Origin of the sequence: Devosia psychrophila, assembly GCF_000971275.1 — a bacterium.
Taxonomy (GTDB): Bacteria; Pseudomonadota; Alphaproteobacteria; order Rhizobiales; family Devosiaceae; genus Devosia; species Devosia psychrophila.
On the sequence record NZ_LAPV01000113.1, the window covers coordinates 1 to 15,923 of the forward strand.

Consider the following 15,923-nt stretch of genomic DNA (forward strand, 5'->3'; position numbering starts at 1 on the left):
GCCCCGAAGGGGTCGGGTGGGGGTAAGTTTGCGCACCATGTAAATACTGCCCTCATCAGGGGGAGGCTGGGTGGGGTACCCGCTTAGTTTAAGCCTACCGCAACAACGACTGCCCGCCATCCACATATACCGGCACGCCCGTTACATGCCGCGCCGCATCACTGGCCAAAAATGCGATCACATCCGCCACAGCCTCGCTGCTGCCCGGCTCGCCACCAGTGATCGGAATATCCCCCTCCGGCCATTTCACCGGGATCTCCACATCCTTGGTATTCCGCTTGTCTGTGTTGTCGTCGATCTCGGTGTCGATCGCCCCCGGACACACCGCATTGACCCGGATCTTGTGCTTGCCCAGTTCCAGCGCCAATTGTTGTGCCAGCGCCACCTGTGCCGCCTTGGTGGCTGAATAGGCCGTGGCGCCTGCCGAGGTGAACGTCCGGTTGCCGTTGATCGAGCTGACGATGATCACCGAGCCACCCTGCTTCTTCAAATGCGGCACGGCCAGGTGCAGCGTCATGTAGGTGCCACGCAGGTTGACTGTCATGGTCTGGTCCCACTCGTCCGGCGTCAGGTCGTCGATTGGCGCCCACATCCCGTTGATCCCGGCATTGGCCACCACGATATCGAGCCGCTTGTAGGCCTTGATGGTCGCCTCGATTACCTTGCGCATCTCCGCTTCGTCGGAGATATCGGCGTCCACCGCCAGCGCCTTGCCACCCGCCTTGATGATCTCGTCGCGGGTCTTTTCGACCTCTTCCAGCGTCCGGCTGATCACCACGACGCTCGCACCACCTGCCCCCAGCCGCAGTGCCGCTGCCTTGCCGATCCCCGATCCGGCGCCGGTCACCAACGCTACCTTGCCATCAAATTCCATGATCGTCTCCGATGCTTGCTTGAAGTCGCAACGCATCGGAGAGCGATTTGGTTGGCTACCTAGTCCGGACCGACCACTTCACGTCTGGAGTGAACGTAAACTCCTTGTCGAACGGATATTGCGCCACCGACTTGTGCTTGCGCTCTAGCCGCTCGACGAACTGATCCACCACGCCGGGTGACAACGCCATCAGGCTCGGATTGGCAATTGGCCCCAGATCCGGCGACAAATAGCCCGATTTGACCACCACGATTTTCGCCGTCCGCGGATCGAGCCCCAGCTTGGTGAAATCCACGATATTGTGAAACGGCCGCCGCCGCGCCGTCAGCACCAGCTCGATCCCGCCGATCCGCACCACCGCCTCGCGCAGCCGTGCCTCGTCGGTTTCGAGCAAAAACACCACCTCGGCATTGGTCATCACCTTGGCGCTCGATGGATCAAGGTTCGCCCCGATGCTGAGCGGCAGCGTCGCGCCGACGCCGGCTGCATAGGCCGCGTCCGTGGCAACCGCGTCGGCGATGCCGGCAAGCACCACGCCCTTCGCATTCTGCGTTATCAGTTCCGCCAGCACTTCCGCCCGATCGCCGACGCCGCCGCCAGTTGGATTGTCCCCCGATTCCGCCAGCACCACCGGTCCCGTGTCCGCCGTCACCGCCCACTCGACGCACTCCTCTATCGAACCGACCTTGGTGCCAAACACAAAGCCCTCGCGAATGTCCCAATAGTTCTGCGCCAGGTGCCGCGCCGCCTCGGCCATCGCCGCCTTGTCGGTGCCGGTCACCACGGCGCAGGCGGTAGAGCGTGGCTCGTCGGCCCAGACATAGCCAACCTGGAACGACGCATCCCAGATACCGCTCGGGTCCTCCACCGCCTGAAGCTGAGTATAGAAAGTGCGCGCCGGCTCATCCTGCGTCGAGGTCCGTTCGCCCGGCAGCAACACCGGCACCGGCGCCCAGGCCACCATCGGCCGCTCGCCAGTCGTCAGTGCCCGCACCAGCATCGTCACCGCCCGCCGCATGGTGTCCTGCACATCGATATGCGGCGCCGTCCGATAGGTTGAAAACATGTCCAGCGCATCGACGATCTTCTGGCTCACATTGCCATGCAGATCATAGCTGGCCGCGATCAGCACCTCCGGCCCGGCCACCTCGCGCACAGCCGCAATGAAGTCGCCCTCGGCGTCGAACAGTCCCTCGACGAACATCGCGCCATGCATCGCCAGATAAACGCCATCCAGCGGCAGTGCCGCCTTGATGCCATCGAGAATTTCAGCCTTCCAGCGCGCATAAATCCCTGCCTCGACCGGCCCGCCAGCAATGGCCCGGGCATGCAGCACGGTGATGAATTCCGCCGGGAAATGCGTCAAAAAATCGAAATACGCATCCTTCAGCATCGACGGCCCGCGCACCACCCGGAAATCCGCCTCGCGCGCCAGCACCGGATTATAAGTGCTGCATTCGGTATGCAGGCCCGCAACAGCAATACGCATTAAATAACTCCGGGAATGTCGGCTTCAGGACTATTGAGAGCAGGGGTCTTTTTCACGGCCAGTCGCCCGGCCAATAGCAGGCTCACCAGCAGCACCGGCACGAGGCACGCAATGCCCACCCGCATGTCGAAGTGTTCGGCCACAAAGCCAATCATCGGCGGCCCGACGAGGAAGCCAAGCAGGGCAACAAAGCTGAGAATAGCCACATTGGCCGAAGCCGCACGATCACCCAGGCTGGCCGCGGCGGTCACCGCCAGCGGAAACCCCACCGAAACGCCAAGGCCGATAATGCCGAAGCCTACCAGCGCCATGACTTCATTGGGCGACACATACAACAATGCCGCGCCGACGAGCGCCAGCGTGCCGCAAATCCGCGCCGTGTTGACCGCCCCAAACCGCTTCTTCAGCGTGTCGCCACCAAACCGTCCAGCCGCCACCATCGCGGCAAATACAGAATACCCCAGGCCCACCATGCCGCCCTCGGCCCCCAGCGCATCGCGCAGGAAAATCGCCGACCAATCGGCCATGGCGCCCTCGGTCATGGTGATGCCGAATACGAAAAAACAAATCCCCAGCAACGCCCAGCTCGGAAGCGCCCAAACGGAACGCTGACCCTCGGCCTTTGGTGCCTCCACCGCATAAACCGGCAATACATTGGCGACCACCAGCGCTAGCGGCAGCACCACCACCGCGACCAGCGGAATGGCCCAATGCGCGGCCAGCCCAAGCCCTGCCAGCGCCGAACCGATCAGGCTACCCACCATGATACCAACCGACCAGAAGCCATGCGACGTGGTCATGATCATCGACCCCGTGCCCTTCTCGACCGCATCCGCCTGCACGTTAAGGCCCAGCTCAACAAACGAAAGCGACGAGCCCACCAGCATCAGCGCCACAAACAGCATCATCGGGTCGGCAGCAAACGCCGGCAGGCTCACCGCCAGTGAATACAGCACAAACCCCGACAGGATCGCCATCCGCGATCCAATTCGCCCCACCAACGGCCCGGCAAACGGCAGCGTCAGCAGCGTCCCGCATGGCAGTCCAAGCAGTGCCACAGCCAAGCCCGCCGGCCCCAACCCCAGCGCCTGCTGCACCTCAGGAATACGCGGCAACCAAGCCCCAAACGCGATGGGCTGCAAAAAGAAGATCAACATTGTCAGGCGTTGGGGGGAGAGGAAGGACACAGTGTTCGATCTCAATGCTTTCAGTTGCCATCCATCTCCCTTTGCGGGCTGGATTATCCAGTCGACACCCTCCCCCCTGCGGGGAGGGTCAGGAAGGGGGAGGTTTGGCTCCAATATCGTGGCTCTCATCACCCCACCCTCAATCCCTCCTCATTCAGGGGAGGGAGGCGCTGGCTCTTCCGTCCGTGTTCATCGTCTCCCTCCCCATTCAGGGGAGGGATCAAGGGTGGGGGTGGTTTGGCCGCATTATCGCTGCTTTCGCACCTGGCTCACCACCACGGTTTTTCCTCGGGCTTGACCCGAGGATCATTCGTCGTTTGTGCCGTGCCGAGAATGGCCCTCGGGTCAGGCCCGAGGGAGAAGAGGTAAGTGGAAGCTATCCTACCGTTGTGCCTTACCCCATCACCCGCGGCAAATACCCAACGAACCCCGTCAGCTTCCACACCCCGTCCACCTTGCGGCAGAAGTATAACGTTTGCCAGTTCAGCACGTCCTTGCTGCCATCCTTCAGCGCGATCTCGCCGTCGAATTTCTTGCGCGCGATGGCGATGTCGCCGGTGATCTCGATGTCGGTCAGCTTCGTCGCCCGGTGGATGCCTTCCAGCACGTCCTCGGCATATTCCAGTTTCTGGCTTTCCCGCGCCTGGCGGATCCAGTCGTCGCGATAGGCTTCCAGTGTCGGAAAGCTGATGCGCCATTCATCGGGATTACCCGATTTTTTGCCGTTGATGCCGAGGAACCCCTCCTTGACGAAGTCGCCATCCACTTGTGCCCAATCCGCCGCGACGAAGGCGGCGATGTCGCGCTTCACCAGCATGGTCCAGATGGCGCTGCGGTCAGGATCGTTGGGGAATGGATTGGTGCTGGTCATGAGGCTCTCGCAATCGTGCAGGGTCAGGCACTGCGCCTGCAGCATTCGTGTTTCAAATTTTCAGGGATGTCATCTCTATGAAACATCCCGTGGGAGCCCAGATGAATACCAATCTGAACATGCTGCCTGTTTTGCTGAAGGTTGTCCACATCCACGCTGCCTTGGAATGCAACAAAAACGCCCAGAAATTCAGCAAAATGCTGCCTTGTTGAGCAAAGTCCCGGGGTGGCTTAAATTGGTATTGAATACGTGACGGATTCGTGTTGACATCAGTTTCGGAACGACCCTAGTCTTGAAAATAGTTTACAAAATACCTGACCAGTCCGAAGAGGTTGGCAGCCAGCACAGGTTAGGCAAAGCATGCGAATAGGCATTATCGGCCTCGGCTATCGTCTCGGTTATCTGGCGCGGGTTTTCTCCGCCGCCCGTTCCGATTTTTCGATTGCCGGCTATGTCGATCCTGCTCCCGCCGGTCTGCCTTACGCCACCGAACATGGCGTCGACATGGGCAAGTCCTTCGATAGCCTCGAAGCCATGCTCGACAGCGAAAAGCTCGATCTGCTGATGATCGGCTCCCCCAATCACCTGCACCTCGGCCATATTCGCATTGGCCTCGAGCGCGGCATGAAGATATTTACCGAGAAGCCGGTGGTCACCACGGTCGAAGAGACCATGGAGTTAGCCGCGCTGATCGCTGAATACGGTTCGGACAACCTGATGGTCGGCCTCGTGCTGCGCTACGCACCGCTCTATGTCGATCTGCGCAAAGCCCAGGCCGAGGGCCTGCTCGGGGACGTCACCTCGATCGAGGCTTCCGAGCACATTCCGCCCTATCACGGCGCTTTCTTCATGCGCGACTGGCGCCGATACGAGCGCTACTCGGGCAGCTTCATGCTCGAGAAATGCTGCCATGACCTTGATCTCTATAACGGCGTCATGGGCTGCCGGCCGCAATATGTCTCAAGCTTCGGCGGTCGCCGCACCTTCATTCCGGCCAATGCGCCCGCCACTGTCGGCATCAACGACATGGAAGTCTATCATCGCAAGCCCACCGGCTGGGAGGGCACCGACAAGGTGTTCGACAGCGATGGCGACATCATCGATTTCCAGACCGCCATGGTAAGTTATGAAAACGGCGCCGCGCTCAGCTTCCACACCAATCTTAACGTGCCCGACGATTTCCGCCGCTTTGCGGTGATGGGTGCCAAGGGCATGGCCGAGGGCGACTTTATCCGCAATTTCCTGCGCGTCACCGATAGCCGCACGTCCGATCGCCTCATCGATACCACCTATAAGAACAGCGAACTCAGCGCCCATTATGGTGCCGACGAGCAGATGGCCGAGGATATCCTCAAGCACATGGTCGAAGGCGTGCCGCTGCCGGTATCGGTTACCGATGCGCTCGAAGCCGGCTTGCTGGCACTCACCATGGATCAGGCGATGCGCACCCGCTCCGTCATCGACATGACCCCGATCTGGCAGCAATTCGACGCTGCCCTCGGCCGAGCGAACTGAGGGATACGTCATGACCAGCAGCCGTAGCGCCGTAATATTCGCCCTGGCCCTGCTGGCCCCGGCTTTGCTCTACATTCTCGCCATCGTCGCCTATCCGCTGGTCGACACCATCATTCTGTCCTTCACCAATGCGGCGCTGCGTCCGACCTATGATTTCGTTGGCTGGGCCAATTACCAGAAGATTTTCGGCGCTGGTAATTTCATCGATGTGATCATCCGCACCTTCGTATGGACCTTCTTCTCGGTGGCCGCCAAGATGGTCATCGGGACGATGGGCGCGACGCTGCTCAATTCCGCAATTCCCGGCCAGACCGTGTTCCGCATTCTCACCATGCCGCCATGGATTGTTCCCATGGCCATCGGCATCTTCATGTGGGGCTGGATGTATAACGGCCAGTTTGGCATGATTTCCGGCCTGCTGCAGAATTTCGGCCTGATCGACGGGCCATGGCCATTCCTCGCGCAGGGCAATTCAGCTTTCTGGGCCACCATCGTCACCGACGTGTGGATCGGCGTGCCGATGGTCACCATCTACCTGCTGGCCGCCATGCAATCCATTCCCAAGGATCTCTACGAGGCCGCTTGGACCGACGGGGCAGGGCGCCTGTACCGCTTCCGCCGCATCACCCTGCCGCTGATGGTCCCGGCAATGCTGACCATGAGCCTGCTGTCGCTCATCGCCACCTTCAATTCCTTCGATATCATCTGGATCCTGACCCAGGGCGGTCCGTCCAACCAGACCACCACGATGATTATCGATACCTACAAGACCGCCATGGGCAGCCGCAAATATGGCGAGGGCGCCGCTCGCGCCGTGGTGATCTGCATCTTCGTGTCGTTGTTCTGCATCGTCTACTTCCGCGCCGTCCGCAAACTCTCGCAGGGAGAAATCAAATGAGCGATGTCGCCCGCACCACCGAAGTTGCTGCTGCCGATAGCCCAGCTATCGTCAAGCCACGCAAGCGAGCTCGTTCCACCAAGGCAATGATCGATCGCTACAGCTGGTATGAGCTGGTCGGCATCTATGCCGGCATGGCGCTGTTCCTGTTCTTCGTGCTGGCGCCCTTCATCGAAGGCTTTCTCGTTTCGCTGAAGCCGCTCGGCCTGCTGTTCTCGACGCCCTACAGCTTCCTGCCGGTGAATGGCTCGTTTGATGCCTATTTCACCATGTGGCAATCGGTGCCGGCGCTGGGCATGCACATCTTCAATTCCTTCTTCATCTCCAGCGTCGTGACCCTGATTGTCGTCATCATCGTGGTGCCGGCGTCCTACGCCTTTGCCCGCTTTCAGTTCCCCGGCAATGGCCTGATGCTGGCCGGTTTCCTCGCCGTCAACATGTTCTCGGGCGCCGTGCTGCTGATTCCGCTGTTCCGCCTGATGCGCACGCTCGGCCTGCTCAACACCTATTGGGCCATGATCGTGCCCGGCGCCGCCTTCCTGATCCCGTCGTCGATCTTCCTGCTGCGCACCTACATGATGCGCATCCCCAAGGAGCTCGACGAGGCGGCCTGGGTCGATGGCGCCAGCCGGCTCTACACCCTGCGCCGGGTCATCCTGCCGCTGGCCATGCCGGGCATCGTCGTGGTCGCCATCATGACCTTCATCGGCGCCTATGCGCAGCAGTTCATCTTCGCGCTGACCTTCAATTCAAAGACCGAATTCATGCCGCTGCCGGTTGGCCTGTTCGCCTTCTTCGGCAAGCAGGAAGTGGTGTGGAACGAGCTGATGGCCGCCAGCTTCGTTGGCATCCTGCCGGTGATGATCGTGATCATCTTCCTGCAGCGCTACCTGGTCGCGGGCCTCACGGCCGGCGCGGTGAAACAATAAGGTTCTGCGGAGCCAACGAGTTCTAGTCCGGGGCCCTGGAGGGAACCTGACGAGGGAAAGCGCCTTCGGGCGTGCAACAAGGGAGACTACAATGAACAAGACTATCGGACTCCTCGCGGTCTCGCTGGCGGCCTTGGCCGCTGCGACTCCCGCGACGTTCGCCCAGGACGTGAAGGAAATTTCCTTCATCAACTGCGGTGACGAGCTGACCGCCGGCTATGCCGGTTACTTCGCCGAGTGGGAAGCCGCCAATCCGGGCTACAAGATCGCTCCCGAGCTCGTCGGCTGGGGCCAGTGCCAGGACAAGGTGACGACGCTCGCCGCTGCCGGCACCCCGGTTGCCCTGGCTTACGTCGGTTCGCGCACCCTCAAGCAATTCGCCCTCAACGACCTCATCGTACCGATTCCGATGACCGACGAGGAGAAGGCCGGCTACTACAACTACGTTCCAGAAACCGTCACCATCGACGGCACCCAGTGGGGCGTTCCGGTCGCATTCTCGACCAAGGCGCTGTACTGGAACAAGGACGTGTTCACGGCTGCTGGCCTTGATCCCGAAGTTCCCCCGACCACCTGGGCCGAAGAAATCGCCTTCGCCAAGCAGATCGAAGACAACACCGATGTCGACGGCTTCGGCGTCGTCGCCAAGACCTTCGACAACACCGTGCACCAGTTCCTGCATTGGGTTTACACCAATGACGGCCTCGTCATCGATGCCGACAACAACATCGTTCTCGATAGCCCCCAGAACCTGGCTGCTCTGACCGCGCTCAAGGACATCACGGCCTATGCCGAAGAAGGTCCGACCGCCTATGAGCAGAACGAAGTGCGCGCAATCTTCCTCGATGGTGGCCTCGGCATGATCCAGGCAGCCGTCGGCGCCGTCAGCTTGCTCGACGAAGCCGGCATCAACTGGGGCGTTGCCCCGCTGCCGCTTGGTCCCGATGCAAAGGGTCCCGGCACGCTGCTGATCACCGACTCGCTGGCCGTGTTCAAGGGCTCGGGCGTCGAAGACAAGGCTGTCGAATTCGCCAAGTTCCTGACCGCTCCCGAGCGTCAGTTCGAAGCCGAAATGGCGCAGGGCCTGACCCCGCTCCGTCCTGTCGCACAGGTCGCCACGCTCGTCGCTGAAAAGCCCTACTGGGCGCCCTTCCTCGATGGCATCGAATACGGTGGTCCTGAGCCGCTGTTCACCGATTACATCGGCTTCCAGAATGTCATGATCGAAATGGTCCAGTCGGTCGTCACCGGCTCGGCTGAACCCGCCGCTGCCCTCACCAAGGCTGCTGGCGAACTCGAGCAGTACAAGTAAGCCACCAAGCCCGCCGTCGCCCTTAGGGGCGGCGGCACCCTCTCCCCATTGCCGACCGGAACCGCGACCATGTCCCAGCTCAGCCTCAAGCGCCTCGAAAAGTCCTTCAACGAGGCCAAGATCATCAAGGGTATCGACCTGGACGTGACCGAAGGCCAGTTCGTGGTTTTCGTCGGCCCCTCCGGCTGCGGCAAGTCCACGCTCCTGCGCATGATCGCCGGCCTCGAAGACGTCACCGAGGGTGAAATTTCCATCAGCGGCAAGGTGGTCAACGACCTGCCGCCCGTCGAGCGCGGCATTGCCATGGTATTCCAGTCCTATGCGCTCTATCCGCATATGACGGTCTATGAAAACATCGCCTTCCCGCTGCGCGTCGAAAAGCTGCCCAAGGCCGAGCTCGACAAGCGCGTCCAGGCCGCTGCCAAGGTTTTGCAGCTCGAGCCGCGCCTGCAGCATCGCCCCGGCCAGCTCTCCGGCGGCCAGCGCCAGCGCGTCGCCATCGGTCGCGCCATCGTCCGCCAGCCCAAGATTTTCCTGTTCGACGAGCCGCTGTCCAACCTCGACGCCGCACTCCGCTCCGAGATGCGCATCGAGTTGATGGAGCTGCACAAGCGCCTCGGCTCCACCATGATCTACGTCACCCATGATCAGGTCGAAGCCATGACCATGGCCGATAAGATCGTGGTGCTCGATGCCGGCCTGATCTCCCAGGTCGGCTCACCGCTCGAGCTGTATCACCGCCCGGACAACCTGTTCGTCGCCGGTTTCATCGGCTCGCCCCGAATGAACTTCATGAACGGCACGGTGACGTCGTCCAATGGCACCTCGCTGGTCATCGACCTTGGCACTTTGGGCACGCTCGACCTGCCGCGTAGCTCGAAAATCGGCGCCGGCCAGTCCGTTACCGTCGGCATCCGCCCCGAACACCTCAAGCTGGGCGCGGGTGATTTCACCCTCGCCATCACCCCGCGCATCATCGAGCATCTCGGCATCCACACCGTGCTCTATGCCAACCTGCCCGCTGGCGAAAACTTTATTGGCCTGTTCGAGGGCGATCCAAAGGTCGAGGAAGCCGTCGCCGTCGAAATCGGCTTCGCGCTGGATCAGGTTCACCTCTTCGACCAGGCAGGTCTGGCAGTTTATTGAGCGCCGATACATAGGATGTTCCAGTCGACACCCTCCCCCTTGCGGGGAGGGCCAGGGAGGGGGACGTTTGGCCCAAACACTCGGGTTAAACCACACCCCCACCCAGCCTCCCCCGTCAAAGGGGGAGGTGCCGCGCGGTGGATGGGGTTAGCTCAGATCCATCCAAACAACGAGGAGCGCGCCATGCTGGACATCGTCGGCCTGTTGCAGACCGAAAAGAACGAGTTCACCCGCTCCGAGCGGGCGTTGACCGAAATCGTCCTCGCCGATGTCGATAGCGTGCTCAAGATGAGCATCGTCGATCTTGCCGCCCATGCCGAAGTCTCGCCCCCCACCGTCACCCGCTTCTGCCGTCGTCTCGGTTGCGACAGCTACGCCGATTTCAAGGTCCGTCTGGCGCAGTCGCGCTTTGTCGGCCAGCGCTATTTCGCGCCGCAGGCCGGGCCGTCCAGCGTCCACGAAATCGCCCAGGGCGTCGTCAACGGCATCCAGTCGATCATCTACGACACCTTCGACCATCTCGATTTTGCAGCCGTCGAGCGCGCCGCCGAAAGCATCGTCAAATCCAGCTTTGTGCTGGCCTTCGGCTCGGGCGGCGCCTCCTCGATGATGGCCGGCGAGGTCGAGGCGCGCCTGTTCCGCCTTGGCCTCAAGGTCGCGTCCACCGATGATCACCAGCTCCAGATGATGCGCGCCGCTGCTGCCCCTGCCGGTACCGTCATCGTCGCCTTCTCCATGTCGGGCAACAATTCGCAACTGGCACGCACGCTGACCGTGGCTGGCGAATATGGCCACACCCGCATCGTCATCACCCGTTCTGCCTCGATGGTCTCAGCCCAGTCCGACATCCTGCTGCCGGTCAACTGGCACGAAAATACCGATATCCTGCGCCCGACGCCCGGCCGCTACGCCTTCCTCGCCACCGTCGACGTCCTGGCCCAAACCGTTGCCACCCGCCTCGGCCCCTCCGCCGTCGCCTCCATGCGCCGCATCAAACACCAACTCGTCGTCAACCGCGACGGCGACGACACCCAACCGCTGGGGGATTGATGGTGCTCAAATCTCTCCCGATACACGGAACAGCACCTCCCCCTGAAGGGCTCTGACCCGTCCCAAAGGGCAAATCGCTCCGGTGGAACGATTTGAGGCGAAGAGGCTGGGTGGGGGTGTGAGAGCCCCGATCTCACTGGCCAAACCGCCCCCTCCCCAACCCTCCCCGCAAGGGGGAGGTGCCGCATCGATCTCGCGGCAATCTCCACTCTCTTTGCCCACAGGACTTGCCATGACCATCGCCTTCTCCCTCGCTACCACCTGGACCCCCGCCGCCGACGGCGAACCGCTCGGCTACGGCATCGAACTGACCAATGACGGCGACCAAGCGGTCAGCAATTTCCAGCTCGGCTTTTCCGGCCCCGCCCGTATCGATCCCACCGCCACGCTCGAAAACGGGGTGCTCCTCAAACGCCTGTCCAATCACACGCTGATCGCCCCGCCGGACGGTTTCGTGCTGCAGCCCGGCGAAACCTGGACCTCGATCGCCCGCGGCCTGTCCTACGGCCTGCGCCACTGGAGCGACGGCGCCAACACCGGCTATGTCGTGCTCAGCGACCAGACCATCGTGCCACTTGCCACCGCACCAACCAAAGGCAAGGGCCACAATTCCCCACTGCTCAAGGGCGCGGTGAAATTCCCCATCCCCGCCAAGGCACCAGTGCCGGTCTCAATCATTCCTTGGCCCAAGTCGGTCGCCACCACTGGCACCCGCACCGCACCTCCCGGCCTTGATCTGCAGCCCGAAGGCACCGATGCCAGCCGCGCTGCAGCAGCTTTCGCCGCTCTGGTGAACGACCTGTTTCCCGTCGAAGGTATGGTCCGCCCGGCGTCGGAAGCCGGCATGCCGGTCACCATCCGCTACAAGGATGGTCTGAGCGCAGAAGCCTACGAGCTCCATTTTGGCGAAAACCATGCGACCGTCGAAGCTACCACGCGCCAGGGCATGTTCTACGGCCTCGTCACCCTCGGCCACATCCTGCGCGGCTCAAAGCAATACCCCCAAACCTTCGTCTTTCCCACCGGTGGCAGCATCACCGATGAGCCGGGCCTCGTCTATCGCGGCTGTCACCTCGACGTAGCGCGCCAGTTCTATTCCGGCGCCGAAGTCTCCCGCCTGATCAAGCTGCTGGCCTGGAACAAGCTCAACAAGTTCCACTGGCACCTCAGCGAAGATGAGGCATGGCGCGTCGAAATCGACGCCTATCCGGCGCTCACCGAAATCGGTGCCTGGCGCGGTCACGGCAAGGCCTTGCCGCCACTGCTCGGCTCAGGCCCACAGCCGACAGGCGGCTATTATTCCAAAAACGTCATCCGCCAGATCGTGGCGCTGGCCGATAGCCTCGCCATCGCCGTGATTCCCGAAATCGACATGCCCGGTCATTTCTACGCCGCGCTGCAGGCCTTGCCCGAGCTGCGCGATCCCAACGAAACTGGCGAATACCAGTCGGTGCAGGGCTTCCCCAATAACAGCCTCAACCCGGCCTATGAGCCGGTCTACAAATTCGTCGAAACCATCGTCGACGAAGTGCTCGAGTTGTTTCCGGCCGGAATTTTCCATCTGGGCGCCGACGAAGTGCCGCTGGCGGCCTGGTCAGGCTCGCCGCTGGCGCTCGACATGATCGAAAAGCTGAGCGGCCCCGAAATGCGCCGCAAGCAGGAAGCCCAGTACAACGTGCTCGGCAACCACCACGGCGCCGACGAAATCGAAGGCTCACCCACCGCGCTCATCCAGGCCGCCTTCATCCGCCGCGTCCACGACTACATTTCGTCGAAGGGCGCCATCACCGGCGGCTGGGAAGAAGCGGCCCACGGTGACGCGGTCGACAAGGACAAAAGCTTCGTCATTGGCTGGCGCAATGTCGAGGTCAACGCGGCCCTCGCCGAACGTGGCTACGACATCGTCGTTTCGCCCGGCCAGCGCTACTATCTCGACATGGCCAATGGCGTCGCCTGGGCCGAGCCCGGTGCCGGCTGGGCCGGCTGGTCAGGCCCGCAGGAAACCTACGAGTTCGAGAGCCGCGAAGGCATGTCGGAAAATGGCCTGAAACACCTTCTCGGCATCCAGGCCTGCATCTGGAGCGAGTCCATGACCGACCGCGCCATCTTCGACCGCCTGGTATTCCCCCGCCTCTCCGCCATCGCCGAATCCGGCTGGACGCTCCCGGAACGCAAGAGCTACGACCGCTTCAAGGCGCTCGTGGGCACCATGCCCATCATGTACGGAAATTGGTCTGACGAGTAAGAGCAGGCGATGAGGGCTGTGCCCGCATCGCCCAAACGCCCAACGCACTCGATCGTCACCCTCGGGCTTGACCCGAGGGCACTTCACTGCGATGGGCCTGAAAAGTATAGAGCCCCCGAGTCAGGCCCGAGGGTGACGTGCGGTGGTTGGACACGAATATCTCCGCAACTACCGCGCGGTACCTCCCCCTCGACGGGGGAGGCTAGGTGGGGGTGTCGTTTAGCCCGAATATTGGGGCCAACCGCCCCCCACCCTTGATCCCTCCCCGCAAGGGGAAGGGTGTCGACTGTAGCGTCAACCTCACCCCCACGGATCCTCAACCATCGGCCAAATACCCTTTGGCGCCTTGCGGTAGTCCGTCTCGGCCGGCTTGTTCGGATACGGCTTCCCCGCCGCGCAATACACGATCTGCGACGCGATCTTGCTGAAGCTGTCGTAGAAATGGTTGGTCGACTTGATCAGCAGGATCTTCCGCGATGCCGGGTCGATCCCCAGCGCCGAAAACAGCGACGGATCAAAGCTCTGCGCCCGCGTCGAATTGAGGATCACGTCTATCCCGGCAAACGAAATCCACGCCGCATCGCCAAACGGCGCAAAACTCTCGCCAAACCGCATCTGCGCGTCCCGAACCAGCCCCCGCACCGTCACGGTCTGGTCGATCGGATTGCCGGTATGCGGCGCCGACTTGGCCCCAAACCGCAGCGGTATGACCGCACCTTCACCCGCCGCCATGCAAATCTGCACCGCAATCGGATCCCAGATCGTCCCCACAGCCACGTCGGTCACGCCGCGCGCGATCAGCTCGGCCAGCACCACCGTCGCATCGCCCGCCGTGCCGCCGCCCGGATTGTCCCACACATCGGCAATCACCACCGGACCACGCGGCGCTGCAATCGCGGCATCGACCGCAACCTTCTCATCCACCTGCGCCACCATGAACGTGCCGCGCATCGAAAACAGCTCGCGCCCCAGCGTCTCGGCCAACGCCGCACCCATCGCCGCATCGCCATCGGTGACCGCAATCACCTTGGTCCCCATTTCCGGCACATCACCGGCCATGAAACCATGCACCACCGACAGTGACAACAGGCCCGGCTCAGACCTCTCCAGCGCATACAGCCTGTCCACAAACCCGCGCATCGGCTGTTTGCTGGTTGGGAACACATCGATCATCCGGCAGTCGAACACCGACATCACCGGCGTGATTTCGCCCTTCAGCGTCCGCACCGCTATGGCCCACATGTCGCGCGCCCGGTCGACGAAATCGGTGTGGGGAAATTCCTTGAAATAGACGAAGAAGTTCGCCGCCGCCGCCCGCTTGGCGGTGAGGTGACTATGCGGATCGAGCTCGGCGCAGATCAGCACATCCGGCCCGACGATTCCACGCATCCGGCCTAACATATCCCCCTCAGGATCGTCATAACCCTGCGCCACCATCGCGCCATGCAGCCCGAGCACCACGCCATCGACCGGCAAGGCGGCGCGCAACTGTTCCAGAATCTCGTCGCGCAACTCTTCATAGGTCGCCCGCGCCACAAGCCCGGCAGGGTCGGCCCAACTGGCGCTACCCTCGATCAATTCCCATCCCTCGCGGGCACACACCTCCCGGCCCACGGTGATTGGCGCGGTGCACAACGTCGGCGTCGCCGGGTGCTTGCCCGGCTTGGCATAAAGCGATGCCTCGAAGGCGCGCTTGTCGACCGCTATGGGCGAAAAGGTATTGGTTTCGGTCGCTAGGGCGGCTGTGAAAATGCGCACGGAATGCTCACGTAAAGGTAGCGTAAGGCGGTGAAAGCTATTGAAGCGCTAGCATAGTGTGAAACGCCAGATCGCGTAACGAATTTACATTCGTGACCGCATTTTGCAGGCGAATTCCGTGTTTTCAGGCGCTAGAGTGCCGCATAACGAAACTGAATTTCAAAAAGGCGAGAAAATGCCGATCAAGCGCTATGGAGCAGAGAACGCCGGGGCCGGCGGCCAGAACCTTCCCTTCGCCCGCGCCGTCGAAGCCGGCGGCTTCCTGTTCGTCTCCGGCCAGGTCGCCATGAAAGATGGGGAAATTCAAGGGCTTGGCATCGTCGAGCAGACCCATCTTACCATCAAGAACGTCGTCGCCATCCTCGAAGAAGCCGGCTACGGCCTCGAACACGTCGTCCGCTGCGGCGTCTGGCTCGATGACCCTCGCGACTTCTGGAGCTTCAACGCTGTTTATAAAGAGTATTTTGGCGAAAACCCGCCCGCCCGCGCCGCCGTGCAGAGCCATATGATGGTCGACTGCAAGGTCGAAATTGAATGCGTCGCCTACAAGGGCCCGTGAGAAACAGGACGAACCCCCATCTAACCTCCCCCTGAAAAGGGGGAGGAATTTGGCTGGTGGTCATCGAAGATAGTGCCAAAAACTCGATCT

General features: G+C 61.8%; 13 protein-coding genes. 8 read left to right on the forward strand and 5 right to left on the reverse strand.

Annotated features, from left to right (window positions below):
• Positions 1-94 precede the first annotated feature (94 nt).
• The 4 genes from WH91_RS10345 to WH91_RS10360 all read right to left on the reverse strand — a co-directional run bounded on the left by WH91_RS10345 (position 95) and on the right by WH91_RS10360 (position 4,421).
• Positions 95-874, reverse strand: coding sequence for an SDR family oxidoreductase (locus tag WH91_RS10345; RefSeq protein ID WP_046170940.1), 780 nt, complete (start codon positions 872-874; stop codon positions 95-97).
• A 55-nt stretch (positions 875-929) separates the two neighbouring features.
• Complete coding sequence (locus WH91_RS10350) at positions 930-2,363, reverse strand: M81 family metallopeptidase (protein ID WP_046170941.1); 1,434 nt, start codon at positions 2,361-2,363, stop codon at positions 930-932.
• Positions 2,363-3,520, reverse strand: coding sequence for an MFS transporter (locus tag WH91_RS10355; protein WP_046170942.1), 1,158 nt, complete (start codon positions 3,518-3,520; stop codon positions 2,363-2,365). The genes WH91_RS10350 and WH91_RS10355 overlap by 1 nt, the downstream gene beginning before the upstream one ends.
• 424 nt (positions 3,521-3,944) lie before the next feature.
• A complete protein-coding gene (locus WH91_RS10360) occupies positions 3,945-4,421 on the reverse strand; it encodes a hypothetical protein (RefSeq protein ID WP_046170994.1) in 477 nt (158 codons plus the stop codon).
• Between the two features lie 360 nt (positions 4,422-4,781).
• Here WH91_RS10360 and WH91_RS10365 point away from each other — a divergent pair, with 360 nt between their 5' ends.
• The 7 genes from WH91_RS10365 (at position 4,782) to WH91_RS10395 (ending at position 13,516) form a co-directional block, all read left to right on the forward strand.
• Positions 4,782-5,936 (forward strand): Gfo/Idh/MocA family protein, encoded by a 1,155-nt coding sequence (locus tag WH91_RS10365; protein WP_046170943.1) that lies wholly within the window; start codon positions 4,782-4,784, stop codon positions 5,934-5,936.
• Positions 5,937-5,946: 10 nt separating this feature from the next.
• Positions 5,947-6,834 (forward strand): carbohydrate ABC transporter permease, encoded by an 888-nt coding sequence (locus WH91_RS10370; RefSeq protein ID WP_046170944.1) that lies wholly within the window; start codon positions 5,947-5,949, stop codon positions 6,832-6,834.
• Between the two features lie 86 nt (positions 6,835-6,920).
• The gene (locus WH91_RS10375; protein ID WP_046170995.1) at positions 6,921-7,763 is read left to right on the forward strand and encodes a carbohydrate ABC transporter permease; all 843 of its coding nucleotides are present in this window, start codon (positions 6,921-6,923) and stop codon (positions 7,761-7,763) included.
• A 91-nt stretch (positions 7,764-7,854) separates the two neighbouring features.
• Positions 7,855-9,075 (forward strand): extracellular solute-binding protein, encoded by a 1,221-nt coding sequence (locus tag WH91_RS10380; protein WP_046170945.1) that lies wholly within the window; start codon positions 7,855-7,857, stop codon positions 9,073-9,075.
• A gap of 69 nt (positions 9,076-9,144) precedes the next feature.
• Positions 9,145-10,221 carry an ABC transporter ATP-binding protein gene (locus WH91_RS10385; RefSeq protein ID WP_046170946.1) on the forward strand — a complete coding sequence of 359 codons (1,077 nt, stop codon included), beginning with the start codon at positions 9,145-9,147 and terminating at the stop codon, positions 10,219-10,221.
• A gap of 183 nt (positions 10,222-10,404) precedes the next feature.
• On the forward strand, positions 10,405-11,271 hold the full coding sequence (locus WH91_RS10390; RefSeq protein WP_052952737.1) for a MurR/RpiR family transcriptional regulator: 867 nt from the start codon (positions 10,405-10,407) through the stop codon (positions 11,269-11,271).
• Positions 11,272-11,503: 232 nt separating this feature from the next.
• Positions 11,504-13,516 (forward strand): beta-N-acetylhexosaminidase, encoded by a 2,013-nt coding sequence (locus tag WH91_RS10395; RefSeq protein WP_046170947.1) that lies wholly within the window; start codon positions 11,504-11,506, stop codon positions 13,514-13,516.
• A gap of 300 nt (positions 13,517-13,816) precedes the next feature.
• Here the strand turns inward: WH91_RS10395 and WH91_RS10400 are convergent, their stop codons facing one another.
• Complete coding sequence (locus WH91_RS10400; protein WP_046170948.1) at positions 13,817-15,274, reverse strand: M81 family metallopeptidase; 1,458 nt, start codon at positions 15,272-15,274, stop codon at positions 13,817-13,819.
• Between the two features lie 175 nt (positions 15,275-15,449).
• On the opposite strand from WH91_RS10400, the gene WH91_RS10405 reads away from it, so the two are divergent.
• On the forward strand, positions 15,450-15,833 hold the full coding sequence (locus WH91_RS10405; protein ID WP_046170949.1) for a RidA family protein: 384 nt from the start codon (positions 15,450-15,452) through the stop codon (positions 15,831-15,833).
• Positions 15,834-15,923 lie beyond the last annotated feature (90 nt).

What these genes read in the sequence shown, in the direction of transcription:
- WH91_RS10345 (WP_046170940.1), bottom strand. Translation starts at nt 874, where the DNA reads ATGGAATTTGATGGCAAGGTAGCGTTGGTGACCGGCGCCGGATCGGGG.
- WH91_RS10350 (WP_046170941.1), bottom strand. Translation starts at nt 2,363, where the DNA reads ATGCGTATTGCTGTTGCGGGCCTGCATACCGAATGCAGCACTTATAAT.
- WH91_RS10355 (WP_046170942.1), bottom strand. Translation starts at nt 3,520, where the DNA reads ATGTTGATCTTCTTTTTGCAGCCCATCGCGTTTGGGGCTTGGTTGCCG.
- WH91_RS10360 (WP_046170994.1), bottom strand. Translation starts at nt 4,421, where the DNA reads ATGACCAGCACCAATCCATTCCCCAACGATCCTGACCGCAGCGCCATC.
- WH91_RS10365 (WP_046170943.1), top strand. Translation starts at nt 4,782, where the DNA reads ATGCGAATAGGCATTATCGGCCTCGGCTATCGTCTCGGTTATCTGGCG.
- WH91_RS10370 (WP_046170944.1), top strand. Translation starts at nt 5,947, where the DNA reads ATGACCAGCAGCCGTAGCGCCGTAATATTCGCCCTGGCCCTGCTGGCC.
- WH91_RS10375 (WP_046170995.1), top strand. Translation starts at nt 6,921, where the DNA reads ATGATCGATCGCTACAGCTGGTATGAGCTGGTCGGCATCTATGCCGGC.
- WH91_RS10380 (WP_046170945.1), top strand. Translation starts at nt 7,855, where the DNA reads ATGAACAAGACTATCGGACTCCTCGCGGTCTCGCTGGCGGCCTTGGCC.
- WH91_RS10385 (WP_046170946.1), top strand. Translation starts at nt 9,145, where the DNA reads ATGTCCCAGCTCAGCCTCAAGCGCCTCGAAAAGTCCTTCAACGAGGCC.
- WH91_RS10390 (WP_052952737.1), top strand. Translation starts at nt 10,405, where the DNA reads ATGCTGGACATCGTCGGCCTGTTGCAGACCGAAAAGAACGAGTTCACC.
- WH91_RS10395 (WP_046170947.1), top strand. Translation starts at nt 11,504, where the DNA reads ATGACCATCGCCTTCTCCCTCGCTACCACCTGGACCCCCGCCGCCGAC.
- WH91_RS10405 (WP_046170949.1), top strand. Translation starts at nt 15,450, where the DNA reads ATGCCGATCAAGCGCTATGGAGCAGAGAACGCCGGGGCCGGCGGCCAG.